Annotated in this window: 25 protein-coding genes and 2 pseudogenes; 19 read left to right on the top strand and 8 right to left on the bottom strand. The window is 70.8% G+C overall.

Annotated elements, in window-relative coordinates:
• Positions 1–96 precede the first annotated feature (96 nt).
• Positions 97–321 (top strand): annotated as a pseudogene (locus GSE44_RS14950) (transposase); the annotation flags it as partial.
• Positions 322–547: 226 nt separating this feature from the next.
• Complete coding sequence (locus GSE44_RS25730; protein WP_235924843.1) at positions 548–787, top strand: hypothetical protein; 240 nt, start codon at positions 548–550, stop codon at positions 785–787.
• Between the two features lie 84 nt (positions 788–871).
• Here GSE44_RS25730 and GSE44_RS26500 read toward each other — a convergent pair.
• Together GSE44_RS26500 and GSE44_RS26505 are read right to left on the bottom strand one after the other, a co-directional pair.
• A pseudogene (locus GSE44_RS26500) lies at positions 872–1315 on the bottom strand (transposase); the annotation flags it as partial.
• Positions 1204–1767 (bottom strand): transposase, encoded by a 564-nt coding sequence (locus GSE44_RS26505; protein WP_408015111.1) that lies wholly within the window; start codon positions 1765–1767, stop codon positions 1204–1206. The pseudogene GSE44_RS26500 and the gene GSE44_RS26505, both read right to left, overlap by 112 nt.
• Positions 1768–1841: 74 nt before the next feature.
• Between GSE44_RS26505 and GSE44_RS14965 the strand changes: the two genes are divergently transcribed.
• From GSE44_RS14965 to GSE44_RS14975, 3 genes are read left to right on the top strand one after another with little or no spacing between them, the layout of a single operon-like run.
• Positions 1842–2615 carry a phosphocholine cytidylyltransferase family protein gene (locus GSE44_RS14965; RefSeq protein WP_235924844.1) on the top strand — a complete coding sequence of 258 codons (774 nt, stop codon included), beginning with the start codon at positions 1842–1844 and terminating at the stop codon, positions 2613–2615.
• Complete coding sequence (locus GSE44_RS14970; protein ID WP_159349639.1) at positions 2615–4372, top strand: fatty acyl-AMP ligase; 1758 nt, start codon at positions 2615–2617, stop codon at positions 4370–4372. Before GSE44_RS14965 ends, GSE44_RS14970 begins: the two co-directional genes overlap by 1 nt.
• Entirely contained in the window at positions 4369–5337 is a 969-nt protein-coding gene (locus GSE44_RS14975; RefSeq protein WP_159349640.1) for an NAD-dependent epimerase/dehydratase family protein, read from the top strand. Before GSE44_RS14970 ends, GSE44_RS14975 begins: the two co-directional genes overlap by 4 nt.
• Positions 5338–5381: 44 nt before the next feature.
• On the opposite strand, the gene GSE44_RS14980 is transcribed toward GSE44_RS14975, so the two are convergent.
• A complete protein-coding gene (locus GSE44_RS14980; RefSeq protein WP_159349641.1) occupies positions 5382–5837 on the bottom strand; it encodes a hypothetical protein in 456 nt (151 codons plus the stop codon).
• Positions 5838–5855: 18 nt separating this feature from the next.
• Here GSE44_RS14980 and GSE44_RS14985 point away from each other — a divergent pair, with 18 nt between their 5' ends.
• A complete protein-coding gene (locus GSE44_RS14985; protein WP_159349642.1) occupies positions 5856–6806 on the top strand; it encodes a hypothetical protein in 951 nt (316 codons plus the stop codon).
• On the opposite strand, the gene GSE44_RS14990 is transcribed toward GSE44_RS14985, so the two are convergent.
• Entirely contained in the window at positions 6718–7893 is a 1176-nt protein-coding gene (locus GSE44_RS14990; RefSeq protein ID WP_159349643.1) for a mitochondrial fission ELM1 family protein, read from the bottom strand. The genes GSE44_RS14985 and GSE44_RS14990 overlap by 89 nt on opposite strands.
• A gap of 89 nt (positions 7894–7982) precedes the next feature.
• Here GSE44_RS14990 and GSE44_RS14995 point away from each other — a divergent pair, with 89 nt between their 5' ends.
• The 5 genes from GSE44_RS14995 (at position 7983) to GSE44_RS15015 (ending at position 13557) form a co-directional block, all read left to right on the top strand.
• The gene (locus tag GSE44_RS14995; protein ID WP_159349644.1) at positions 7983–9113 is read left to right on the top strand and encodes a glycosyltransferase family 4 protein; all 1131 of its coding nucleotides are present in this window, start codon (positions 7983–7985) and stop codon (positions 9111–9113) included.
• Positions 9110–10564 carry a lipopolysaccharide biosynthesis protein gene (locus tag GSE44_RS15000; RefSeq protein WP_159349645.1) on the top strand — a complete coding sequence of 485 codons (1455 nt, stop codon included), beginning with the start codon at positions 9110–9112 and terminating at the stop codon, positions 10562–10564. The genes GSE44_RS14995 and GSE44_RS15000 overlap by 4 nt, the downstream gene beginning before the upstream one ends.
• Complete coding sequence (locus tag GSE44_RS15005; RefSeq protein ID WP_159349646.1) at positions 10527–10775, top strand: acyl carrier protein; 249 nt, start codon at positions 10527–10529, stop codon at positions 10773–10775. The genes GSE44_RS15000 and GSE44_RS15005 overlap by 38 nt, the downstream gene beginning before the upstream one ends.
• Positions 10776–10778: 3 nt before the next feature.
• Complete coding sequence (spt, locus tag GSE44_RS15010; RefSeq protein ID WP_159349647.1) at positions 10779–11987, top strand: serine palmitoyltransferase; 1209 nt, start codon at positions 10779–10781, stop codon at positions 11985–11987.
• Positions 11988–12120: 133 nt separating this feature from the next.
• Positions 12121–13557 carry a hypothetical protein gene (locus tag GSE44_RS15015; RefSeq protein ID WP_159349648.1) on the top strand — a complete coding sequence of 479 codons (1437 nt, stop codon included), beginning with the start codon at positions 12121–12123 and terminating at the stop codon, positions 13555–13557.
• Positions 13558–13585: 28 nt separating this feature from the next.
• On the opposite strand, the gene GSE44_RS15020 is transcribed toward GSE44_RS15015, so the two are convergent.
• The 3 genes from GSE44_RS15020 to GSE44_RS15030 are packed head-to-tail and all read right to left on the bottom strand — an operon-like array spanning position 13586 to position 16574.
• Positions 13586–14536: a hypothetical protein gene (locus tag GSE44_RS15020; RefSeq protein ID WP_159349649.1), complete on the bottom strand. Its 951-nt coding sequence runs from the start codon at positions 14534–14536 to the stop codon at positions 13586–13588.
• Positions 14533–15492 carry a diacylglycerol/lipid kinase family protein gene (locus GSE44_RS15025; protein ID WP_159349650.1) on the bottom strand — a complete coding sequence of 320 codons (960 nt, stop codon included), beginning with the start codon at positions 15490–15492 and terminating at the stop codon, positions 14533–14535. The genes GSE44_RS15020 and GSE44_RS15025 overlap by 4 nt, the downstream gene beginning before the upstream one ends.
• Complete coding sequence (locus GSE44_RS15030; RefSeq protein ID WP_159349651.1) at positions 15489–16574, bottom strand: CDP-alcohol phosphatidyltransferase family protein; 1086 nt, start codon at positions 16572–16574, stop codon at positions 15489–15491. Before GSE44_RS15030 ends, GSE44_RS15025 begins: the two co-directional genes overlap by 4 nt.
• 90 nt (positions 16575–16664) lie before the next feature.
• Between GSE44_RS15030 and GSE44_RS15035 the strand changes: the two genes are divergently transcribed.
• A complete protein-coding gene (locus tag GSE44_RS15035) occupies positions 16665–17609 on the top strand; it encodes a metallophosphoesterase family protein (RefSeq protein ID WP_159349652.1) in 945 nt (314 codons plus the stop codon).
• Here GSE44_RS15035 and GSE44_RS15040 read toward each other — a convergent pair.
• Positions 17560–18045: a DUF2141 domain-containing protein gene (locus tag GSE44_RS15040; protein ID WP_201306080.1), complete on the bottom strand. Its 486-nt coding sequence runs from the start codon at positions 18043–18045 to the stop codon at positions 17560–17562. The two genes, GSE44_RS15035 and GSE44_RS15040, sit on opposite strands and share 50 nt — an antisense overlap.
• Positions 18046–18199: 154 nt before the next feature.
• Between GSE44_RS15040 and GSE44_RS15045 the strand changes: the two genes are divergently transcribed.
• The 7 genes from GSE44_RS15045 (at position 18200) to GSE44_RS15075 (ending at position 24900) form a co-directional block, all read left to right on the top strand.
• Entirely contained in the window at positions 18200–18643 is a 444-nt protein-coding gene (locus tag GSE44_RS15045) for an HIT family protein (RefSeq protein WP_159349653.1), read from the top strand.
• On the top strand, positions 18640–19878 hold the full coding sequence (locus GSE44_RS15050; RefSeq protein WP_159349654.1) for an LptF/LptG family permease: 1239 nt from the start codon (positions 18640–18642) through the stop codon (positions 19876–19878). The genes GSE44_RS15045 and GSE44_RS15050 overlap by 4 nt, the downstream gene beginning before the upstream one ends.
• A complete protein-coding gene (locus tag GSE44_RS15055) occupies positions 19875–20945 on the top strand; it encodes an LptF/LptG family permease (protein ID WP_159349655.1) in 1071 nt (356 codons plus the stop codon). Before GSE44_RS15050 ends, GSE44_RS15055 begins: the two co-directional genes overlap by 4 nt.
• A gap of 45 nt (positions 20946–20990) precedes the next feature.
• Complete coding sequence (locus GSE44_RS15060) at positions 20991–21752, top strand: sterol desaturase family protein (RefSeq protein ID WP_159349656.1); 762 nt, start codon at positions 20991–20993, stop codon at positions 21750–21752.
• Positions 21749–22909: a GNAT family N-acetyltransferase gene (locus tag GSE44_RS15065; protein ID WP_201306081.1), complete on the top strand. Its 1161-nt coding sequence runs from the start codon at positions 21749–21751 to the stop codon at positions 22907–22909. Before GSE44_RS15060 ends, GSE44_RS15065 begins: the two co-directional genes overlap by 4 nt.
• Positions 22906–23679: an NTP transferase domain-containing protein gene (locus GSE44_RS15070; protein WP_159349657.1), complete on the top strand. Its 774-nt coding sequence runs from the start codon at positions 22906–22908 to the stop codon at positions 23677–23679. Before GSE44_RS15065 ends, GSE44_RS15070 begins: the two co-directional genes overlap by 4 nt.
• Before the next feature lie 87 nt (positions 23680–23766).
• Positions 23767–24900, top strand: a complete 1134-nt coding sequence (locus GSE44_RS15075; RefSeq protein WP_159349658.1) for an acyltransferase family protein — start codon at positions 23767–23769, stop codon at positions 24898–24900.
• The last annotated feature ends 158 nt before the right edge of the window (positions 24901–25058 follow it).

The following is a 25058-nucleotide window of genomic DNA, read 5'->3' on the forward strand; positions in this document are numbered from 1 at the left end:
CCCACTACGTGCTCCCGGTGCCCCTCGTCCCGGATGGTCTCACCATACGTCAGGACTGAATCTGTCCCAGCTGGATAAGCAGGCACCGCCACCCTCATAGCAGTTACGAACCCGATCGAGCGGCTCAGCGGCGAGATCAAGCGCAGGACGGATGTGGTCGGCATATTCCCGAACGAGGCGGCCGCCGTCCGACTGATCGGCACGATGCTGCTGGAGCAATCCAACGAATGGGCCACCCAGCGCCCCCGCTACATGACGCTGGAGACCGTCTCCGCCGTCAGCGATACTGGACCCATCAGCCCCGGCGCCGTGCCTGCCTGATAAACGGCTCAACCCGCCAGGGGACATCGCTCCTACACCACGCGATGAGACACGACCCAGATACGTCGGCAGCAAGGCAAACCCCAAGGACGCCCGCTCCGATGGCGGAGCCGGCAAGGGCAACCAGAGCGGTGTGAGCAAGGCCACGCAGAGCAGCCGGAGCCCGGGGGATCGCCAAGCGATGCTGCTTCAGCGTTCTCCGCCTTCATCGATAGGGATCTGCCCCATGGTCAAGCGTCGCAAGCAGGAAGAGATCTCCGGAGTGCTGGAGTTCGCGGGCCTCACCAGTGAGGACCCGACGTTCAAGCGCTGGGTTGCCGAGCACAGGGCCCAGAACGGCGGGAACCTCCGGATGAGCAAGGGCGCCACCGGTGTCCGGGTGATGTTCAGCAAGGAAGCCGACATGGCCTTCTGGAAAGCGCGCTCGGAGACGGAAGCGAAGGAGCGAAAGTCTCACGCAGTCTGAGGAATAGAGGCGGCTGCCCGTCTCAGAGCGCTCCACAGGGCGGCGGGAGCCGCGCAACCCCAAGCGCTCGCAAGACCGCCGTCGCCCGAGGCGCTTAATGGCGCGCAGGCTCTCGTTGCGCTCCGCCGCGCCGGTGGTTCTCGTCTTCCATGGCCTGCCGTTGCGCCGCGGTGGCACTACCAGGGCCGCCTCGCGGGCGGCAGAAGCCTCATAGACCCCTCGGGTGTCGTAAGCTCCATCTCCGCTGATGACCCCGATCCTCTCCTCTTCCGGCACCTGCGCCAGAAGTCCCGGCACGATCCCACCTTCGCCGTGCCGGTGGCCCGTCATCTCGACTGCGCGCACCTCGTGACTGTCCGCGTCGGTGATCAGGTGCACCTTGCGCCAGACGCGCCGCTTGTCAGCTCCGTGCTTCCTCACCTTCCACTCGCCCTCGCCGAGCACCTCCAATCCCGTGCTGTCGACAACCAGGTGCAGCGGTCCGCCTGGGGACGGTAGGGGATCGTCACCGTCAAATCCCTCTGACACCGCGAGAGAGTGCTGTCATGCGGCACCCGCCAGTCCAGGCCCGCCAAGCGGATCAGGCCGCCCGCCATGCCCTGGGCCGCCCGTGGGGGCGATTGGCACAGCACCTTCAGCGTCAGCACCGTCTGGATCGCAGCATCCGTGAAGGTCTGGGGCCGGCCACGCCGGCCCGTGCCCTCACCCCTTGCCAAGGCAGATCGGGCAAGATCCAAACTGTCAGGTCGCCGCGCGACCAGGGCCCGATCGTACTCACGCCAGTTCCGCGTAGGTACCGCCTCCGCGGCCGGCCAGAACCCGTTCCTTCCTCCACCTTGGCACCTCACCGTTGCTGATTTACGCAATAACGCCCAGAAAAGTGGAACGACCTGCTCTGCGCGGCCCAGCCATGCCTTCCTGTGCTGCGCCGGGCCGCTTGCGGAATGGGCGCCGACCTCCGTAGTAGACGGCGAAATCATGTGCAATGACGCCCAGCCCGGAGAGCTCAGGCCTTAGTCGGGTGGCGGTAGCCGATCTAACGAAGGATCATAGTTTGAAGGCGGTCATCCTATGTGCCGGCCAGGGCCGACGCCTGCTTCCGCTCACGGAGCATCTTCCGAAGTGCCTCCTTCGTGTTGCCGGCCGCACAATTCTTGAGTGGCAGCTTCTGGGACTTGCCGCGTCCGGAATTCGGGATGTCACCCTCGTCACCGGGTTCGAAGCCGACACGCTGGAGCAAACCCTCCCGGGCATCACCCCTCCCGGCATGCGGATCGGCACGATCTTCAATCCATTCTTCGCGGTTGCCGAAAACATCGGCAGCTGCTTCCTCGCCCGGGACGTGCTGCAGACACCGGACACGGTGCTGCTGAACGGCGACACCCTGTTCGCGGCGCCGGTGCTGCAGCACCTTCTCGCGGCGCCCGAAGCCCCTATCACCGTGACCATCGATCGCAAGCAGACCTATGACACCGACGACATGAAGGTCTCGGTGGATGGAACGCGACTGAAGGCGATCGGAAAGACGCTGCTGCCGGCCGAGACGAACGGCGAATCCATCGGCATGCTGCTGTTCCGCGGCAATGGCGGAGCCATGTTCGCCGCAGGGCTCGAGGCGGCGCTGAGGCAGCCGGACGGGCTTCGCCGCTGGTACCTCTCGGTGATTCATGGGCTGGCCCAGACCGGCGTGGTGGCGGTCACCTCGATAGAGGGCCTCCCTTGGGGAGAGGTCGACTACCCGGCGGACCTGGCGAATGCCGATGCCCTTGCCCGCTCCTGGGACGATAGCCTCCCGGTCCTGGCCGCCGAGCCAGCGGGGAAGAGGTGATGGCGGCCACCCCCCTCCCGTCACTGAACTCCCTTCCCAAGCGCCTGGGACAATTCGGCACCCTGGCCGAGGCTCTCGATTATGCCGCCGAGGGCGTGACAGGGCTCGGCTTCCATGACGGGCGGGGCGATCTGACGACGGCGCTGCCCTACCGCCAGCTTCGCCAGGATGCCATCGCCCTGGCGCGCCGCCTTCTGCATGCCGGGCTGGCGCGGGGCGACCGGGTCGCCATCGTCGCCGAGACCCATCCGGACGTCGTGAGGGCCTTCTTCGCCTGCCAGTATGTCGGCATGGTGCCGGCGCTGATGCCGCTGCCAGCCGCATTCGGGGGCCGCGAGACCTATATCGAGCATATCCGGCGCCTGACCCTGGCTGCACGGGCTTCGGCCCTCTTCGTGCCCGACACCCTGCAGAACTGGCTGGCTCCCCTGGCGCAGGAGGCCGGGCTCAAGGCCTTCGGCAGCGTCGCTGCGCTGGCACCCGCCCTGGATGACACCCCCCTGCCCGCCCCCACGGGCGAGGACGAAATCGCCTATCTGCAATTCTCCTCAGGCAGCACGCGCTTCCCCATGGGCATCGCGGTGACCGAGCGGGCGCTGATGGAGAACATCCGGGCCATCCTGCAGCATGGCCTCAAGGTCGTGCCGGAGGACCGGGCGGTGTCCTGGCTGCCGCTCTATCACGATATGGGTCTGGTCGGATTCCTCCTCGCGCCGCTGGCCGGCCAGGTGACCGTCGATCTCCTCTCGCCGCAGGAATTCGCGCGGCGGCCGCATCTCTGGCTGCGCATCCTCTCCGCCCACCGCGGCACCCTCTCCTACAGCCCCAGCTTCGGCTACGAGCTCTGCGCCCGGCGGGGGCGACCTGACCCCGCCAAGGGACCGGCACTCGACCTATCCGCCTGGCGCGCCGCGGGCATCGGCGGCGACATGATCCGCACGCATGTTCTCACCCGCTTCGCGGAGACCTTCGGCCCGGACGGCTTCCGCGCGGAGGCTTTCGTGCCGAGCTACGGCATGGCGGAGGCGACGCTCGCCATCAGCTTCACGCCGCTTGGAAGCGGGGTGCTGACCGACACGGTGGATCTCGACCGTCTGGAGCGCGACGGGATCGCCGCTCCCGCCAGTACCGAAAGCGCCCGCATCCGGGCCTTCGCCCTCTGCGGCCCGCCCCTACCCGGGACCGAGGTCGAGATCCGTGACGCCGACGGCACCGCCCTGCCGGAGCGCCGGATCGGGCGGATCCTGGTGCGTGGGCCGGGGCTGATGCGCGGCTATGACGACCGGCCGGAGGAGAGCGTGGCTGTCCTCTCGCCGGACGGATGGCTCGATACGGGCGATCTCGGCTACCGGCTGGACGGCCAGATCGTGATCACCGGGCGCGCCAAGGAACTGATCATCGTCAATGGCCGCAATGTCTGGCCGCAGGACCTGGAATGGTCCGTCGAGCACGCCCTGCCTTCGGTCCGTGACGGCGATGTCGCCGCCTTCGCGGTCGAGGAGGAGGGGACGGAGCAGGTCGTCCTGCTGATCGAGGCGCCCGGCGCCCCCGGCAATGCCGAGCGCGAGCGCCTGGCGGCCGAGGCAGCGGGCACGCTCCGCGCCCGGCATGGCGTGGAGGCCCGCGTCGTCCTGGTGCCGCGAGGGAGCCTGCCGCGCACTTCCTCCGGCAAGCTCAGCCGCATCCTGGCGCGCAGCCGCTATCTCGAAGGGACTTTCGCACCTTCCGCCGCAGAGTTGGCAGCCGCCCCGCGATGACGGACGCGCCGCTCGCGGCCGTCACCGGCGGGACCGGCTTTCTCGGGCGCCATGTGGTCGCTGCCCTGGCGCGCGAGGGCTGGCGGGTTCGCATGCTGGTCCGGGGCCAAGCGGCGCCCCTGGCGGAGGCGCCTTCGGTCGAGCTGGTGCGCGGCGACCTGGCGGATGTGGAGACGTTGCGTCGGCTCGTCCAGGAAGCGCAGGCCGTTGTGCATCTCGCTGGCCTCACCAAGGCCCCCCGGCGCTCGGATTTCTTCGAGGTAAACCGCGACGGCAGCGCCCGGCTTGCCGCCGCCGTCGCCGCGGCAGCGCCTTCCGCGCGCTGCGTCCTGGTCTCCTCCCTCGCCGCCCGGGAGCCGCAGCTCTCCGCCTATGCCGAAAGCAAGCGGGCTGGCGAGGCGGCAGCACTCGCCGAGCTCGGGGAGGCGGGGCGCTGGGTGGTGCTGCGGCCCTCCGTCATCTACGGCCCAGGCGACCGCGACGGCCTCGCCCTGTGCAAGCTGGCCTCGGCGCCCATCGTGCCGGTGCCCCGCGCGCCCGAGCCCCGGATCGGCTTCGTCCATGCGAGGGACGTGGCCGAGGCCATCGTCACCCTTTGCCGCTCGGGCCCCCTGGCAACGACATTCGAGGTCACGGATGAGCGCCATAACGGCTATGGCTGGCGCGAGATCCTGAAGCATGTTGCCGACCTGCTGCAGCGGAAGCCGCATTTCCTTCCGGTGCCGGATTCCGTGATGCTCGCCGCCGGCGCGGCGGCGGATGCCTGGTCCTCCGTCACCGGCCAGGTCACCCTGTTCGGCCGCGGGAAAGCCCATGAGATCCTGCACCGCGACTGGGCTTCGAGCCTGGAGCGGCAGCTTCCCGCCCTTGTCTGGGCGCCCCGCATCGCGCTGCAGCCGGGATTGCGCGAAACCCTGGACTGGTGGGCGAGCCTCGGCCTCCCCGGGGCGGTGGCCCATGGCTGAACTCCGGTCCAGTGCCAGGGGGTCCAGCGCCAGGGAGCCCGGCGCTATCGCCGGATCGCCTCGGCGCGGGCTGCGTCATAGTGGTGGAGGCAGTGGCTGTGGCCTTCCCGCGGGACGACGGGCCCCGACTGGTCCGATGCGGTCAGCCGGTCCCCATCGATCCGTCCTGCGGCAAGCCGGTCGGACGTATCTCCCCGCAGCGCCACCTCGCCTCCGGGAGAGACGGTCCCGACAAGGATCGGCCTCTGCACGGCGGAATGCCGGTGGCGCGAGCTGCGCATCTCGATGACGCCGGTCTCGACGCGGAACCAGACACTTCGTGGATTCTCCCGGCAGGCCGGGCTCAGGGCGAGCGGAAGCTGCCGGCCCCGGTACCAGCCGTCGAACCGCGTGGTAGCCTCGGGCCGTGGCGCATCCCGTGCGACCCCCGCCGGCGCGCCGCCGCCTTCCGCCGCGCAGCCGGCCAGCAGCGGCACGACCATCAGGGCGAGGGCCGCCAAACACGCCCGGAGGATTGGATGAGCCAGGCCAGCACCCCCACGGATCGTCTCCCCATGAATCGGCCGGTGGTCTTCATCCACACCAATGCCAAGCAGCGGCTGGGCGCCCTGGTGTCGGCCCATTCCTTCCGCCGCAATGCCCGCGACCCAGACGCCTTCGAGGTCCGGCTGCTCGAGGCCGAGCACTCCGCCCCGCTGCGCGCGGCGGAGGGGCGGAGCTTCCTCCGCGGGGGACACAGCCGCGTCTGGCATATGGACGACCTGCAATCCTTCACCCCACTCCGCTTCGCCGTGCCCGATGCCATGGGCCATCGGGGCGTCGGCCTTGTGGTGGACCCTGATGTCTTCGCGGTCGGCGATGTAGGCGAGCTCTTCGCCCGCGACCGCGAAGGGAAGGCGATATGGTGCCGCGCCCGGCCCGGACACAACGGCGCGCCGGACTACCTGGCCACCAGCGTCATGCTGCTGGACTGCGCGCTACTGCCCCATTGGCGCTTCGAGCCAATGCTGGAGGATCTCTTCGCCGGCCGGCTGGACTATGTGGAGATGATCGAGCTGCGGCGCGAGCCGCGCGAGAGCATCGGGCTGCTCGATCCCGTCTGGAACGACTTCGACCGGCTGAGCCCCGAGACCCGCCTGCTGCACACCACCAAGCGCCGGACCCAGCCCTGGAAGACCGGGCTGCCGGTGGACTTCACCCCGCGCGAGCGCGGCTTCGGCCCGATCCCGGCCGCGCTGGTCCGGCCGCTCCTGCGGCTCTGGACCGCCCATGCGCGCTACCGCCCGCATCCCGATGCCCGGCAGGAGGCCCTTTTCTTCGCCCTCCTCGCGGAGTGCCTCGATGGGGGCTCGGTCACCCGCGAAGAGGTGGCGGACGGGATCAGGGAGCGGCATATCCGGCCCGACTCCATGGTTCTGGTGGATCGGTACCGGGGCCACCTCCCGCGTCCGTCGGCAGCAGCCGCCTGATCCGCGCCGCCGCCAACTCGGCCACGACCGGGGGCTGGCCCTGCGCCGGCGCGTCCACCTCTCCGACGAGGCCGTGATGGTCGAGCATCCGCCAGAAGAACCAGAGGTCGCGCGGCCATCCGGCCAGGCCGCGCCGTACCAGCGCGCCCCAGGCCCGGCCGGCGGTGCGAAGGATGGGCGAGGCCTCACCCTCGCCCATATCGGCGAGGCGGAGGGCGCGCATCAGCCGCAGCCAGCCCCCCCCTGGCCCCGCCGAGTGGACCGGAACGAGCCCGACCGGCTTCCCAGTCGCCACCGCATCCGACAGCATCGCCGCGCTGTCCGCCGTGACAGCCAGTTCATCTGCGAGGGCCAGCAAAGCGGAATAGGGATTCTCCGCGCCCGGGCCACCCAGGAAGGCAGTCGGCACGGGCGCATCGGCGAGCACGGCCCGGACCCTGCGCTCGACCGCATCCGGCGTCCGGCGGCTGCCGATCGCCAGCACGCTCCCGCCCTGCGCCCCGGCGCGGGTGAGCAGTGCCCGGCAAGCCGCCTCGGCATCGGCCGGGTGGAGCCGCCAGGGCCAGGAATGGCCGCCCAGGACCAGGGCGAGCCTCGGCGGCGGGAAATCCTGCAACCGCCCGCCCCACCGCGCCGCAGCCTCGGCCAGCCGTGCCGGCGTCTGCCGGGTGAGGGAGATCGGGGCTTCGAGCACCGTGGGGCTTGGCGGAACGCCGTATTGCGGCGTGGTCACCACAAGGTCGAACCGCGCCGGGTCGCAGCGCGGCCGGCCGATCTGCACGATCCGGCTGCGGCCACCGGAGCGGGCGCGGATCCACCGCGACACCGGCACGCTCCGCCGCCCCACGCCGATGACCAGATCCGGCCAGGGCGGGGCCAGAAGGGCGCGCGATGCGGCGTCCAGGCTCGCGCGCCCAATACCGCCGAAACGCGTCGGGAGCAGCCGGAGCCAGTTATAGCGAAGGCGAAGCGGCTCCACCCGGCCACCCAGGGCTTCGGCCAGGGCCAGCACCTGGTTGTTGTCGCCGGTCCGGGGGCCGAGCAGCGCCCAGATGCGCGGCCGGTCCGGGTTCTGCCCTGTGTCCAACCAGATCTGACCTTGCCGGAAAAGCACAGGATGAAGACCGGCCGGGGCCCGGACAAGGGTACTGGGCGTGGTGGAGTGCGCGGCGCGCCATGCGCATAAGCTATGTGGCGGGGACCGCCCTCCCCTCCCGGGTCGCCAGCGCGGTGAACGTGCTGAAGATGTGCCGTGCCTTCGCGAAGGCAGGGCATCAGGTGACGCTCTATGCCCGCGGCCGGCAGGCGGATGCGCCATCCATCTTCGCCGCCTACGGGATCGAACCCTGTTTCGACCTTGTGCTGCGCGCGCCGCCCACGCTGCCCCTGGCGAAAAACCTGCTCTATCCCCTGCTCGTGGCACGGGCGATGGCCTCTCGGCCGCCGCCCGACCTCATCTATGGCCGCCACGCCTATGCCCTGGCCTGTGCCATCGGCCGGAGCGCTGCGCCCCTCGCCTACGAAACCCACGCCCTGCCCCTGCGGCGTGCCCGTCGCCTGGCCGAATCCTGGCTCTTCCGCCAGCCCCGCTTCGCCCTGCTGGTCGCCATCTCCCGCGCCCTTGCCGAGGACTACGCCGCAGGCATCCCGGCCCAGGCCGGGCGGCCGGTGATGGTGGCGCATGACGGTGCAGACCCGGTGGCGGATCCCGCCCCGCCGCCCGGTTCCTGGCCTGGCCGGCCAAGCGCGCCGCAGCTCGGCTATGTCGGCCATCTCTATCCCGGCAAGGGCATGGAGATGGTGGCGGCTCTCGCCGAGGCCCTGCCGGAATGCGACCTGCATGCCGTCGGCGGCACGGAGAAGGACCTGGCGAGCTGGCGTGCCCGCTGCGCCGGGAGGGCCAATCTCCATCTGCACGGCTATGTGCCGCATGCCCTCGTGCCGTCCTATCTCGCCCGGTTCGACCTTCTGCTCGCCCCGCCGGCGCCCAGCGTGGCCTCCGCGGCCGGACGGGAGATCGGGCGCTGGATGTCGCCGCTGAAGCTCTTCGAATACATGGCGGCGGGAAAACCCATCCTGGCCTCGGACATTCCGGCGCTGCGCGAGATCCTGCGCGATGGCGAGACCGCGCTGCTGCTGCCACCCGGGGAGACCGGAGCCTGGGCCGCCGCCGCCCGTGCCCTGCTGGCCGATACCTCCGGCGCCGCGGCGCTCGGCGACCAGGCCCGCGCCGCCTTCCTCGCGACCTATACCTGGGACGCCCGGGCCACTCGGATCCTCGCCCGGTTGCAGGACCTTGCCGCATGAACGACAGCTCGGGTCCCGCTCTGGGCGATGTCCTGTTCCGCCGCATCCTGCGGAATGCCGGGCTGGTGCTCGGTGGCAAGCTGGCGACGGCGCTGCTCAATCTGGCGGCCTTCAGCATCGCCATGCACAGCCTGGGCGCGACGCAGATGGGCGTGCTGGTCCTGGTGCACGGCTTCGCGCAGACCGCCTCCTCCCTCGTGAAGTTCCAATCCTGGCAGGCCGTGCTGCGCTACGGCTCCGGCAACACCGAGCCGGCGCGGCGGGCCGAGTTCCAGGCCATGCTGCGCTTCACCGCCGGGCTCGACCTGGGCTCCGCCGTGGTGGGCAGCCTTGCCTGTGCCGCCGCGGCCTGGTTCTTCGGCCCGTCCTTCGGCTGGCCACCGGAAATCGTGCCCCTCGCCGTGCTTTATGCCACCAGCACGGCCTTCCTGGTCACGGCGGCGCCGATTGGCCTCCTCCGCCTGTTCGACCGCTTCGACCTGCTGGCGCGACGGGATGCGCTGGGAGCCGGCTTCCGGCTGGCAGGGGCGGCGCTCGCGGTGGCGCTCGGCGCGGGGCTGCCCGGCTTCCTGGGCGCCTGGTACGCGGCGACGGTCCTTGGCGGGCTGGTGGTGATCGCCGCCGCCTGGCGGGAGACGGCCCGGCATGGGCTGCTGCGGCCCGACCCGGCGGGCCGTCGCCTGCGCGCAACGGAGGCGCATCCGGGGATCTGGGGCTTTGCCTGGTCCACGAACCTGATGACCACGCTTTCCCTTGGCTCGAGCCATGTCGCGACGCTCTGCGTCGGGTGGATGCTCGGTCCGGCCGAGGCCGCGCTCTTCTCCCTGGCGCGCCAGATCGGCGAGGCGGCGCTGAAGCCCAGCCGCTTCCTGACCCCCGCCCTCTATCCCGAGCTGGCGCGGCTGGCGGCGGCGCAGGACCGGGCGGCGCTGCGCCGGCTGCTCCGCCGGGGACTCCGCCTCTCGGCCGCCCTGGCGCTTGCCCTGCTTCTGGTCCTGGCTGCGCTGGGGGAATGGCTGCTCCGCCTCGTGGGCGGGGCGGAGGCTTCCGGCGCCTATCCCGTGATGCTGCTGCTGGCCACCGCCGCGTCCATCGGCTTCGCGGGCTTTGCCCTGGAACCGCTGCTGGTTTCGGTCGAGCGCCACGGCCTTGCGCTGCGGCTGCGAACCGTGGCCACGGCGGCTTATCTGCCCCTCGCCCTCATCGGCCTGGGGCTTTTCGGGCTGGCGGGGGCCGGCCTTGCCTCGGTCTTCTCAGCCCTGATCTTGCTGGCCGGGCAGGCTGTGCCCGCCCTGCAATGGCTGGCCAATCCTGCTCCGGCGGGGTCAGAACAAAACTTGCATTACAGTTCGGGGAAGCTTTTAACCACCCGGGCCCGGGGGGGCATGGGCGTGATTGACAGGGGAAAAGGCGATGCTGGACGAGCAGGCGGCCCTGCGGGAGATCACTGAGGCGCTCGAGGAATCAGGGAAGCTGACCGGCCCTGTGACGATGGAAACCAGCATCCTGCACGACCTGAGCTTCGACTCCGTCGGAGCCATTGATTTCATCATGCTGCTCGAAACCCGCCTCGATACCATCATCCCGATGGACCGGATGGCGGAGATCGAGACGATCGGAGATCTCGTTCGCGTGCTGACCAGCGAAACCGCGGCCTCCTGAACCATGCTGGCAAAATTTCGAGCCCTTCGCGCCGAGCACGCGGCCGTGTCCGCGGCTGGGCAGGACCCCTTCGGCGTGGCCTTCGATGCCGTGCTGTCCGCCACCGAGGCGATGCTGGGCGGGCGGCGCATCCTGCTGCTCGGCACCAATAACTATCTCGGTCTGACCTTCGACCAGGATTGCATCGACAGCGCCGTCGCGGCGACCGAGGCGCAGGGCACCGGCACCACCGGCTCGCGCATCGCCAATGGCACCTATGGTGGCCATGCGGCGCTGGAGCGGCGGCTGGCCAGATTCCTCCGCCGCCGGTCGGCGATGGTCTTCACCACCGGCTACCAGGCCAATCTCGGCGCGCTCTCCGCCCTGGCCGGGCGCGGGGACCACCTGCTGCTGGATGCGGACAGCCATGCCAGCATCTATGACGGCGCTCGGCTCGGCGGTGCGCAGGTCACGCGCTTCCGCCACAATGATCCCGACGACCTCCGGCGCCGCCTGCGCCTGCTCGCCAGCCAACCCGGCGAGAAGCTGATCGTCGCCGAGGGCATCTACAGCATGCTCGGCGACACCGCGCCGCTGCGCGAAATGGCCGCGGTGAAGCGCGAGGCCGGTGCCTGGCTGCTGGTGGACGAGGCCCATTCGCTCGGCGTGCTTGGCGAACAGGGCCGTGGCCTCGCGGAGGCGGAAGGGGTGGAGGAGGATGTCGATTTCGTCGTCGGCACCTTCAGCAAGAGCCTCGGCGCGATCGGCGGCTTCTGTGCCTCCGACCTCGACGGCTTCGATGCCCTGCGCCTTTCCGCCCGCGCCTATATGTTCACGGCCTCGCTGCCGCCATCCATCGTCGCCTCGGTGTTCCAGGCGATCGAGGTGATGGAGGAGAACCCGCAGCTGCGGGACAGGCTGCGGCGGAACGGGCAGCAGCTGCATGCCGGCCTTGCCGTCGCCGGCTTCGCCTTGGGCGCCATGCCCAGCCCCATCGTCTCGCTGCCCATGCCGGATCGCGAGACCGCGGTGATGTTCTGGAACGCCCTCCTGGCGGAAGGTGTCTATACGAACCTGGCCCTTGGGCCGGCCACGCCGGGCGGGAAGCCGCTGCTCCGCATGAGCGTCAGTGCCGCCCTTACCCCGGCGCAGATCGACACCGCCATCGCCGCCATCGCGCGGGTGGGCCGGACGCTGGGGCTGCTCCACAGCGCGCTGGCCGCGGCGGAGTAGGAAGCCTGGCCCCTTCGGGCTCCCCTCGGCCAGCGGCATAGGACCGGCGATGCAGGAGGCGGCAGCACCCCGTCCGTCAGCCCTCGGATTGCAGCCCGGGGCCTTCGCGGCATCCGGGCGTAACGGATTCGCCGTGGCGCTGCTGCTGCTTGCGGTGGCCGTGCTGGCGCGCCTCGCCTTCTACGGGAACCCGGTAATCGAAGGCGACGAGCAGTTCTACCTGCTTGTCGGCGACCGATTGCTGCAGGGGACGCTGCCCTATGTCGGGGTCTGGGACCGAAAGCCCGTCGGGCTGTTCCTGATCTATGCCGCCATCCGCGCATTGGGTGGCGAGGGCATCGTCCAGTACCAGATCGTGGCGACACTCTTCGCCGCCGGCACCGCCTTCCTCGTCACGCGCATCGCTGCCGAGGTCGCATCGTCACGGGGAGCGCTGTTCGCCGGAATCACCTACATCCTCTGGCTGAACGTCTTCGGCGGCGAGGGCGGCCAGTCGCCGATCTTCTACAATCTTCCCGTCGCCGGGGCCGCCTTGTTGACCCTATGGGCTGTCGCGCGGCCTGGATCCCCGGCGCGGCTGCTCGGGCTCGGCGCCGCGGCGATGCTCGCCATCGGCTTGGCGATGCAGATCAAGTACACGGCGGTGTTCGAGGGGATGTTCTTCGGCTGCGCCCTTCTCTGGGCCGGATGGCGCTCGCGTGCCGCTCCCTTGCGTCTCCTGCTCTGCGCCGCCGCCTGGATTGCCTGCGCCCTGCTGCCCACCCTGGCCGCGCTGGCCTCCTATGCCGCCATGGGCGAGCTCCAGGCCTTCGTCTTCGCCAACTTCACCTCGGTGTTCCAGCGCAACACGGCAGCGGTGGGCTCGGCGCTCGGGCGACTGGCCTCCATGGCCGGGCTTCTGCTCCCCCTGGCCGCATGCGCCGTGCTCGGGCTGCGGATGGCGCGCCGTGCCGCCGGGAAGCCGGAGGCGCTTCGCGTGGCGGGCTTCCTGGCCGGATGGCTGGCGATGGCCGTGGCGGGCGTGCTGCTGTTCGGCACTTACTACAACCACTATGCCCTTCCGCTGCTGGTGCCGCTCTCTGTCGCGGCCGCGTCGCTGCTCGGCTCATCCGCGGCGCGTCTGGGCCCCATTCCGGCCATGCTGGCGCTGTCGCTCGTGGCGGTAACCGCCACCGGGGTGATCACCGCCATGCACCTGCGCTCCCGCGGGAATGGCTCGGAGGTCCGGGCACTGGCCGAGGCGGTGACGCCCGGCGCCTCCCTCTACGTCTTCGACGGCGAGACCATCCTTTACTTCCTCACGCGAAGTCCCCTGCCGACCCCTTACGTCTTCCCGACCCATCTGAACGACCTGCGGGAGGTGGGCGGGATCGGCGTCGACCCCGTGGCCGAGCTGCGCCGCATCCTGGCCTCGCGCCCCGCCTTCATCGCCACGACCGACACCACGCGTCCCCGGATCAATCCGGCATCCTGGGCCTTGCTGTCCGAGGCACTGCGGACCGAGTACCAGCCGATCCGCAGCGTGAAGATCGGGAACCGGAACCGGGTGCTCTATCGGCGGCTTCGGTGACCAGGCCAGCCGGCGCCCGGCGTGAAGCCTAGCGCACAGCCCCACGCCGCCGCAGCCGCCAGAGCAGGAGCGGCGCCGCGAGCACGGGATGCCGGCGCTGCCAGTCCGTCAGCTCCACCGTCACGCCCGAATGGCGCGCGACCTTCGAGGCGAGGTAGTCCGGCCCACCATCGAAGGTGAAGGCGGCCTTGACGAGGCGCATCACGTTCAGCGCCTTCCCGCAGGCGCGGCGCAGCGCCCAGGACCGGTTCCAGTCGCCGACCGGCCCTGGCCGCAGCCGCCCCTCGCCATCCGTGGCAGCCGAAAGGCCGAGCCGGGCCAAAGCGGGCGGCAGCACCCGCCTGTACCAGTCAGGCGATGTGGCGAGCAGCCGGTCCGGCCGGTTGCCGCGTTCGGCGCGAAGCTCGGCGCGATAGGTATGGGCGAAGAGCCCGCGCCAATATTCATCCGGCGTGCCGGCGGGCGGCCCCAGCCGCACAGCCCAGAGGGCCGCGGTCTCCACCGCCTGGGCCACCGCCCTCTCCACCCGCAGCCGGGCCGCCGGATCACGTGCATGGACCAGGGTGGAGGGCTGGCAGAACCGGGCCCAGATCGTGGTGTCCAGCGCCTCGGCGCGGACCTTTCGCTCGAACTGGCGCAGGCTCATCACCGCCACCTTGGCGCGGACCGGACCGGCCGGGCCGTCGCAGCGCCAATGCAGGACGTTGGGCGGCAGAAGGGCGTTGAAGAAGGCCAGCAGCGGGCGGCGGTAGAAGGCCTTGCGCCCGCTGGTCAGCACATAGAGGTCCAGCAGGCCGGAGCCGTCACCGTCCCGCCGGCAGGCCCCGTAGAACAGCACCGCCTCCACGCCCGTGCCGTGCCGGGCCAGGATGTCCTCGGCCAGTTGCCGGGCGGCCAGCATGGCAGGGTTCGGCTCCGGCGGGGGGGACAACTCGGCTGCGACCAACCCCTCCAGCGCGTCACGGGTGGGCGTCGTCATGGCGTCACGAAGGCGACGTGCCCGGGCGCGGAAAGGATCAGTCCCTCCGGCCCCGGGTTGAACACTTCCCCATCCAGCACGAAGCCTGTGCGGAGACGGACAGCGAGCCGCTCCGCTTGGCCGCTGCGATAGCCCGCCCCCGGCATCCAGGGACGCGGCCGACCCTGGCGGGCTGCCCAGAGCGCCGCCAGCAGACGCTTCGGCGGTGCCGCCACATCGAGCCAGCGCACCGGCCCCTGCCCCTCTCCCCAGAAGGGCCAGAGACCCAGCATCAGCCGGTCGAGGGAGGTAGCCATCACCAGGAAGCGGTGGCCCTCATGCGGCGGCAGGCCTTCCGGCGCCACGGTCATGGGCGCGCCGGCCCGCAGCGGATGGTCGCTCTGCCAAACCGCGCGCCGCGCAATGCCCGCCAGGGCCAGCAGCACCGCGAGACGGTCATGGATGCCGCGGCGGTGCAGCGCCCGTTCGGCCAGCAGCTTCGCCTCGGTGAAGGCACCGGCGCCGAAGAGCAGGCCGCGCAAGGGTTCCGCTCCATCAAGTCCCGGCCTCGCGACCTCCAGCACCGGCAGCAGCCTCCTGCTCAGCGTTCCACGCCCGGCCGCCTCCCGCAGCTGCCCGAGCGCCGCCTCCCCAGGGCCTGGCGTGCCGAGCACGCGCGCGGCGAGGTTGGTCTTCCCCGTCGCCAGCAGCGCGATTTTGGGCGGATGCTCGCCGAAGGCTGCCGGCAGGGCCGTCAGCACCTCGCGCAGCGTGCCGTCGCCGCCCTGCACGGCCAGAAGATCCACCCCTTCGGCCGCAAAGCCCGCCAGGGCCGTCCTCAACTCCGCCCGGGTGGCCGGTGCCGCCCGCGGCAGTCCTTCCGCCTGCGCGCCGAGCCCGAACCGCCCTTCGCGCAGCGAGCGGCTCATCGGGTTGGTGATAAGGCCGATGCGTCGTGCACCGGCGGGTGCGCTCATCCTTCCAGCCAGGAGCGCAGCGGTGCGCGGCGCCGCGCCAGCCCCGCCTGCACCGTCACCACCACCTGCTCGAGGCAGCCGAAGACCGTCCAGGCCGCGACCGCCAGCATGCCCAGATCGGGCCGCCCGGCCAGGGTGCCCAGGCTGAGCAGCAGCAGATTCGGGTTCCGCCGCGCGATCCACAGTCGGAAGAAGCTGTCGAAGCGGCGCCAGACATGGATCTCCATGCCGTAGAGGGCGATGAACAGCCCCTCCTGCAGCCGCTGCAGCACATAGCCGCCGAAGACGATGGCGCCGATCGTTACGGGATGGGCGAGCGGAAGGCCCGCGGCGCCCAGGCCATAGATCCAGGCGAGCCACCAGAACGGCGGGTGGATCAGGTCGATGGCGTGGTCGAAGACATTGCCGAAGGGCGTCGAGGTCAGCGTCACCCGCGCCAGCTTGCCGTCCACCGTATCGAGGAAGGTCATCACCCAGGCGGCCAGCAGCCCAGGCAGGAAATAGCCTTCCGCGAATAGCCAGAGCGCCAGGAAGACCAGCACCAGGCTCGCCAGGGTCACCTGGTTCGGCGTGATGCCAAGGACGGCGCAGCCCCGCACGACATGGAAGGCGGGACGGGGCCAGACATGTTTGGTGATGGCATCGGTGACGCCCTTGTAGGAGCCGCCGAACATCTCCCATTCGGCCGCCCGGCGGGTCTCGGGGGCCAGCCGCAGGAGATAGGGGTTGCCGCGCTTGCGCAGCGCCTTGTTGTAGCTCTCCGTCAGCGCGGCGGGCCGTAAGGGTTTCAGCCCGGCGAAGGCCGCGTCCGCCGCCTCGCGTCCTGCTTCCAGCGCGGCCGCGACGGCGGCGGCGGATGCCCCGGCCGGCAGATGCGCCGCGACTGGCCGGCCATCCTCCGGCCGGCAGAGCAGCACGCCCGGGCTTTTCGCCAGGCCGGCGACCAGCGACGCGTCAAAGACATGGTCCGCCCGCAGGAGGAGCAGGCCAGTCCCATTGGGTGCGCCCGCGCCGTCCCAGGGCGCGACATCCGCGATCCCGGCCCGACCGAGGGCCCGGCGGAGCAGGACGGAGCCGGGCATGCTCCAGATCGGGACAGGCGATTCCCCCAGCAGCCGGGCCACGGGCGCGGCTGGCGCCGGCGCGGCGGACGGGCGAGATTGGGGCGCCCCATGTCCTTTATCCTCGCGCACCTCTCGGACTTGCACCTGCCTGTTCCCCCTGGGGCTCTGCGCCCGCTCGGGCAGCTCGCGGGGAAGCGCTTGCTGGCCTATCTGGCCTGGCGGCGCAAGCGCCAGCGGGCGGTGCCCTCCGATGCGTTGCTGGCGGATATCGCGGCCTCCGGCGCCGACCACATTGCGGTCACGGGCGATCTCACGAACCTTGCCCTGCCCGCGGAGTTCGCGGCCGCGCGGGACTGGCTGGAGCGGCTGGGCCCGCCCGACCGGCTGACGGTGGTGCCGGGCAACCATGACGCGACAGTGGCCGTGCCATGGGCCGCCGGCATCGGAACCTGGCAGGCCTGGATGACGGATGACGCGCCGGCCCCGGGCGCCGTTCCCTTCCCTTTCCTGCATCGCCGCGGGCCGCTGGCGCTGATCGGGCTTTCCTCCGCGGTGCCGACCATGCCCGGCTCGGCGGCAGGTCGGCTGGGCGCGGCGCAGCTTGCCCGCCTGCCGGCGCTGCTCGATGCCATGGGTCGCGAGGGGCTGTTCCGGGTCGTGCTGGTGCATCATCCGCCCGCCCTAGGGCCGGGTGGGCGGCGCAAGGCGCTGGGCGACCGTGCGGCGCTGCGCGGCATCCTCGGCCGACACGGGGCGGAGCTGGTGCTGCATGGGCATCACCACGTTCCGCTCCAGGACGAGCTTCCAGGGCCGGCGGGCCCGGTGCCCGTGCTGGGCACACCGCAGGCCCTGGCCACCGGGCGCGAAAGGCCAGGCTGGCAGCTGCACCGGATCAGTCGGGGCGGGGAAGGCTGGCAGCTCGAAACCACCCTCCGTCTCCAGGATCCGGCCACCGGCGCCTTCCGCGATGCCCGGCACTGGACGCGGCGGCTGGCGCCGTCGGTCAGTAGCGAAGCCGGATCGTCATGCGGGATTCACCCGGCGGCGCGGTGAAGCGCACATCGCTGAAGGACGGCAGGCCGATGGTGGTCGGGGCGTCGTTGGAGAAGCCGTAGCCTTCGGCGGGTATGCCGATCAGGTTGCGGTTGAAGTCGTGGTCATTGTTTTCGTCATGATAGACCGCGATGGCGTAGTCGCCGGGCGCGGAGAGCGCGAAGCAGGCCTCCACCGAGGGGGCCCGCAGCATGATGCGCTGGCGTGCCAGATAGGCGCGGCGGGCCAGGAAGGCCTCAGCCCGGGGGCCATAGATCGTGACGGTGACATTGCCCGCCACCCGGCGCGCTCCGGTGACCGTCACCCGCAGCCTTGGTCCTGCCGGCGCTTCCGGCGCGGCGCAGGCCGTGGCGCGGGGCTCGGCCGCCCGGGCCAGGCCGGCGCCCGCGAGCAGCGGGACTGCCAGGAAAAGGAGGGCCAGCACCGCGAGGCGCACCGGCTGTGACCCTGGCTGTACCCCTGGCGGAAACCCGGCGCCGGGCCCGAACTGGCGGGGCCTGGGGCCAGCACCTATAGTCCGCCCGAAGTGGTCCCGGGCTGTGCCAGGGCCCGCCTGGCTTACCCGTGATACCGGCCGCGCGAGATTCCACATGCCAAGCGCCACGCTCACCAAATTCGGTTATCCCGCCACGCTGATCGGCGAGACCGACCACTGGACCGTGCTTCTGCGGCCGCAGCAGGTCACGCTCGGCTCGCTGGTGCTGATCTGCCGCGAGCCGGTCACCAGCTTCAGCGCCGCCAGTCCCGCGGCCTTTGCCGACCTGCATGCCGCCGTCGCCCGGATCGAGGCGATCCTGCGGGAATTCGTCGGCTATGAGAAGATCAACTACCTCATGCTGATGATGGTGGACCCGGACGTCCACTTCCACGTCATCCCCCGCTACAGCGGCGAGCGCACCCATCTCGGCCGCAGCTTCCCCGATGCGGGCTGGCCCGGCCCGCCGGCGCTGGGCCAGGCGGTGGAGCCGGAGGATGCGCTGCGCGACGACCTCCTCCGGCGCCTGCGCGACGCCTGGGCAGCCGCCGGAGCGTGAGCCGCCGACCCGCCGCCGGCATCGACCGGGGGCCACCGGCCGCGAGCGGGCTGGTCAGCCGCTACATGCTGCGGCTTCTGGCGAAGCCGCTCGCGGGGACGCTGCTGCTGGTCTTGCCGGCGCTGCTGATGGAGCGGCTGCTGCGGCTGTTCAACCTGCTGGCCGGTGCCGGAAGCCCTGCTTCCTCCATCGTCGAGCTGCTGCTCTACCTGATCCCGCATTACCTCGGCCTGGCGGTCCCGGCGGCCCTTTTCCTCGCCGTCTATGTGGTCGTCGCGCGGCTGAGCCAGGACCATGAGCTGGATGCGCTGCAGGCCTCAGGCTTTTCGCTGGCGCGGCTGAGCTGGCCGTTCCTGGCGGTCGGGCTGCTCTGCGCGGCGATTGGTGTCGGGCTCTACGGCTATGTCCAGCCACTCAGCCGCTATGCCTATCGCGCGGCCTTCCATGCGCTGACCAATGCGGGCTGGAACGCCACGCTGGTACCCGGGGAATTCGTGCAGATCGGCAAGCAGTTGACGGTGTTCGTCGACCGCCGCGATGCCGCGGGCGGGCTCCTGCACGGCGTGTTCCTGCACCAGCGGCGGGAGGATGGCGCCGAGGTGCTGACCACCGCCGCCACGGGGCGGCTTCTGGTCAGCCCCGAGGCGAGCGAGCTGATGATGGAGCTGGAGGAGGGGCAGCAGGTCACGCGCCTTCCTAACGGGGAGACCTCGACGCTGAGCTTCGCCAGCTCGGCCCAGTCCCGGCCCTTCGTCCGGCGCCTTCCCATCTTCCGGATGCGGGGCGTGGATGAGCGGGAGATGACCCTGGGGGAACTCTGGGCGGCCGACGCCTCGTCGGACCCACCAGTGGCGCGCCGCCGCATGGAGGGCGAGTTGCACGGGCGGCTCGTGCGTGCGGCCTCCCTTCTGCTCCTGCCGCTGTTGGCGATGCCCATGGGGCTGGCGGCCAAGCGGTCCCGGCGATCGGTCGCCATCCTGCTGGGTGCCGTGATCCTGGTTGTCTATCAACAGGCGCTGCAGCTGATGGAATCCCTGGGCGATGTCGGGCGGATCGATCCGCGCCCCGCACTCTGGATCCTCTTCCTGCTCTTCGCCGCCTTCGCCATCGCGATCTTCCGGCACAGCAACCGGCATCCGGATGAAGGGGCCTTCGACAGCGTGCTGGCCCGGCTCGATGCGATCGCGAGCATCGTCGCAGGTTGGCTGCCGCGGCGGCTGAGAGCCTCTCCGTGATCTTTCCCAGGGTCATCGGGCGCTACCTGACGCTGGTCTTCCTTGGCCGGGCGCTGGCGGTGCTGCTGGGGCTGGCAGCGCTGCTGCAGCTCCTGGACCTGCTCGACAAGGCGAGCGACGTGCTGGCCCGGGGGGGCATCCTGGATATCGGCCGCTACGCGCTGCTGCGCCTGCCGACCACAATTGGGCGCCTCATCCCGCTGGCCGTGCTGGTCGGCGCGATCCTTGCCTTCCGGCGCCTTTCCGCCACGCTGGAGATGACGGCAATCCGGGCAGCGGGCATCGGCAGCTGGCGCATCCTGGGTGCGCTGGTGCCCGCCTGCGCCCTGGCCGTGGCCCTGCAGCTCGTGCTGCTGCTCGGCGTCGCGCCGCGGGCGGAGCGGGCCCTGGCAGACTGGTGGGACAGGCGGGAGGCGGTGGACCGCCCAATCGACCTGCCGCGCCGCCTCTGGCTGCGCAACGGCACCGATATCCTGGCCGCGGACGCGGTCTCCCGGGATGGCAGCGTGCTCGGGGGCGTGCTGCTCGTGCGCCGCGATGCGCAGGGCCGGGCTCTGGCCTGGATCGATGCGCGCCGCGCGGCCCATGGGCCGGAGGGCTGGCGGCTGGAGGAGGTGCGCCTCGTCCGGCCGGGCGAGTCCCGCGCCGCCAGCATGGTGGAGCTGCCCTGGCCGGAGGGGCCGCCGCCCCGGGCGATGCGGGACCTGGCGAGCCCGACGGAGTCACAGCCGCTTGGGCGGCTGCTGGCGGGCCGGCGGGGCGAAGGGCCCGTCACGCGGGGCCCGGCCTTCTATGCGACGCGGCTGCAGGCCACCGCGGCCATGGCGGTGGAGCCTTTCATCATGCTGCTGCTGGCCTTGCCTTCGGCCTTCGGCCTGCCGCGGCAGGATGGTGCCGCCCGGCGCGCGGCGATTGGACTCATGCTCGGCCTGGGCTATCTCGTCATCGGCGGCATGATGAACGCGGTCGGCGAGGCAGGCGGGCTGGGCCCGGTGCCCGCCGCCTGGATCGCGCCGCTGTGCTTCGCCATCGTCGGGCTCCTATGCCTCTGGCGCGAGGAAGCCTGAGGGCCTGCGCGGGGCGCGGTCCGGTATCGGGAACGGGAGAGCAGCATGTACGGTCCGTGGCGCGGCGGACGGAGCTTCGATCTCGGGCGCATGACGCTGCGGGAGCTGGTGGTCGCCTATGCCGCTCATCCGGCGATCCATCTCTATGTCCTGCTGGCGGTGCTGAGCGCCGGGCTTGCCGTGTATTGGGCGGAAGGTTCGGCCCTCCGCCCGCTGCTGGCGGTGCTGGCCACCATCTTCGCCTATCCGCTGGCCTGGTACCTGATCCACCGCTTCATCCTGCATTCGCGCTTCCTCTACCGCTCGCCCCTGACGGCGGCGCTGTGGAAGCGGATTCATTTCGACCACCACCAGGACCCTCACCGGCTGGACGTGCTGTTCGGCGCGCCCGTGACGACGGTGCCGACGATCCTGGCCATCCTGGTGCCCATGGGATGGTGGATCGGTGGCGGGCTCGCGGGGGTGGCGGCGGCGGTGTCGGCCGGTTTCGTCATCACCTGCATCTATGAATTCTGCCACTGCATCCAGCACCTGAACTTCAAGCCGCGCTCGCGCCTGCTGCGGCGGATGAAGGAGCTGCACCTCGCCCATCATTTCCACCATGAGGGCGGCAATTACGGCATCACCAGCTTCGTCATCGACCGGACCTTCGGCACCTACTACGCCGAAGCACGGCAGCGGCCGCGCAGCCCGCATGTCTTCAACCTTGGCTATGACCGGGCGGAGGCGGCCCGCTTTCCCTGGGTGGCCAAGCTGACTGGTGCCCCGCCGCGCGACCGCCCGGCCCGCCCCGGCGAGGCGGCGTGATCCCGCCGGGCGAGCGGGCCTCCTCCATCGAGATCCTGCCGGTTACCGATCGCACCGGCCTCGAGCGTTTCATCCGCCTGCCGCACACGCTGTTCCACGCCGATCCCGCCTGGGTGCCGCCGCTTCTGATGGAGCGCCGCGACGCCCTGTCGCCGAAGAAGAACCCTTGGTTCCGCCATGGCGAGGCCGCCTTCTGGATCGCTCGGCGCGACGGCCGCGATGTCGGGCGCATCAGCGCGCAGGAGGACCGACTGGCGCCAGGGACGGATGGGGCGCGGCCTGCCTATTTCGGCCTGCTGGCGGCGGAGGATGATCCCGCCATCTTCGCGGCGCTGCTGGGCGAGGCGGAAGGCTGGGTCCAGGCGCGCGGGCTCCGCCTGATACAGGGCCCTTTCAGCCTCTCGATCAACGAGCAGACCGGTCTCCTGATCTCGGGCTTCGACACCCCGCCCATGCTGATGATGCCGCATGACCCGCCCTATGCCGGGCCGCGGCTGGAGGAACTCGGCTACCGCAAGGCGCGCGACCTGCTGGCCTATGTCGCCGAGCCGTCCGTCCCGATGCCGCCCGCAGCGGCACGCGCCGTCGCGCGCGGCCTGCCACCGGGCGTCACGCTGCGGCCGATGCGCCGGGCCGCCCTGCGGGCGGAGGTCGAGGCGCTCATCGACATCTTCAATGAGGCCTGGGCGGGCAACTGGGGCTTCGTACCCTTCACCAAGGAGGAGGTGGCGCATCTCGCCTCCGAGCTGCGCCCCCTGCTGCACGAGCGGCTGGTATGGTTCGCGGAGATGGGGGGCAAGCCGGTGGCCTTCGGGGTCTGCCTCCCCAATCTCAACGAGGCGATCCGCGACCTCTCCGGGCGGCTGCTGCCCTTTGGCTGGGCGCGGCTGCTCTGGCGGCTGAAGGTCGCGGGCGTGTCCACCGCGCGTGTGCCGCTGATGGGCGTGCGCCGGCAATTGGGCAGGGGGATGCTGGGCCGGGTGCTGCCGCTGTTCCTGGTGGAAGCGATGCGACGGGAGGCGCTGGCCCTCGGCATCAAACGGATCGAGATGTCCTGGGTGCTGGAGGACAACTTGCCCATGCGGCATCTGGCGGAAGCCTTCGGCGCCCGCGTCTACAAGACCTACCGGGTCTACGAGAAGGAGCTTGCCGCGTGACGCCGGGCGGCGTGACCGCCCTGGTTCTCGCGGGGCAGCGCCGGGGGGTGGATCCGATGGCCGCGGCCGCGGGCCTGTCTCACAAGGCGCTGCTTCAGGTGGCGGGCGTGCCCATGCTGCTGCGCGTCCTTGGGGCTTTGCGGGCGACTCCAGGGATCGGCCGCATCGTGGTGTCGATTGAGACGCCGGAGACGGTGCTCGACGGCGTCGACGGCCTTGAAGGCGTGATCCTGCGCCGCTCGGCCACGAGCCCCGCCCAGAGCGCCGCAGCCGTGTTCGAGGAATTCGGCGCGCCCTTGCTGGTGACCACCGCGGACCATGCCCTGCTGACACCGGCGATGGTGACGCATCTGCTGACGGCGGCGCCACCGGAGGCGGCAGCGGTTGCGGCGCTCGCCCGGCGGGAGACGGTGCTGGCCGCCTTCCCGGGCACGCAGCGCACATGGCTGCACTTCCGCAACGGCGACTTCAGCGGCTGCAACCTGTTCCTCCTGGCCCGGCCCGAGGCTGCCCGTGCCCTCCGCTTCTGGCAGCGGTTGGAACAGCTGCGGAAGCGGCCATGGGCGATGGCCCGGATGCTGGGCGTGCTGACCCTTCTCCGCTATGCGCTCGGGCGCCTGACGCTGCGAGGCGCGCTGAATGGAATAGAACGGCGCTGCGCCATACGGGCCGCGGCTGTGGAGATGCCATTCGGGGCCGCCGCCGTGGATGTGGACAAACCGGCCGACCTCCTGCTTGTCGAGGCGACGCTGCGGGCACAAGCATGTTGATCGGCTGCCACTGACACCAGCTCGGATCGGGTGGATCCGTGAAATGGGTGCGCCCTGCCCGACCCGTTCATTCCCCGCCGCCGTGACGTGGACAGCCTCCGCTCGCTGGCCGTGCTGCTGCTGATCCCCTTCCACACCGCCCGGCTGTTCGACAGCGAGCCCTGGCACATGAAGGATGCTTCCGCGCCTTTCTGGGGCGCCGAGGTGACGCTGCGCATCATCGGCCTCTGGCAGATGCCGTTACCGTTCCTGCTGGCCGGCATGGCGGCGGCATGGGCGCTCCAAAGCCGCAGCACCGGCGCCTTCCTGCGCGAGCGGGCCGCGCGCCTGTTGCTCCCGCTCGCCTTCGGCATGCTGATCCTCGTGCCGCCCCAGCTCTGGGTGGAGAGAATCACGCCCGAGGCGCCGCTTCGCCAGAGCCCGATCGACTTCGCCGGTGGCTATTTCGACTTCCTGCCGCACCTCCTCGACTGCTGCTACCCGGCCGGGAACTTCTCCTGGCACCATCTCTGGTTCCTGCCCTACCTGTTCGTTTATGCGGTGGTGGTCGCCGGGATCTCGCGCCGTGGGGCGCTGCCTGGCCTGGCCCGTTGGATCGCGGCCGCGCCCTGGCGGCTGCTGCTGCCGGGCGCCGTGCTGGTTGGGATCGAACTCACTCTACGGCCCAGCTTTCCGAGCACGCATGACCTGGCCAACGACTGGGGCGACCATGCGCATTACCTCTTCCTGGTTCTGTTTGGCTGGTGGCTGGGGCGGAACCCGGCGCTGGAGCAGGCGGTACTCGGCGCCCGGCATGCCCTCACCCTTGCCGCCGGGGCCGGCCTGCTCCTCTGGTTCGCGGCAATTCCCGTGGCGCGCGGCGGTTTCGGTGTGCTGGAGTTTCCCTGGGCCGCGCGGCACGCTCTGCGCATCGGCACGGAATGGTTCGTCATGATCGGCATGCTCGGCCTCGCGCGGCATTGGCTCGATCGGCGGCTACCTGGGCTGTCAGCCTTCGCGCCGCTCTCGCTGGCCTTCTACATGTTGCACCAGACCGTCATCGTGGTGCTCGGCTGGGCGCTGTTCGGATGGACCGGGGAGCCGCTGCTGAAGGCCCTCGTGATCGGTGGCACTGCGCTGGTGATCAGCGTCGCCGGCGCGGCGCTTGTTTCCCGCCTCGCCTTGCTGCGGCCACTCTTCGGCATGGCGCCGAGGCGGCGTGGGTCCATCAGCATCGCCTGACGGGCGCGGCCCGGAACCCGTGTCGCCCGACCTGCGCATCCCGGAACGCGAAGTTCGCTGTCGGGACAAGGCCGTGCCGAAGCTGGCCCGACGCTCGTCCTCGAACGAGGCAGGATCGCGATGCTCGATGACCGAGGTCCTGCTCACGATAACAACAA

The sequence above is a fragment of the Muricoccus harenae genome (genome assembly GCF_009848505.1).
Lineage (GTDB): Bacteria > Pseudomonadota > Alphaproteobacteria > Acetobacterales > Acetobacteraceae > Roseomonas > Roseomonas harenae.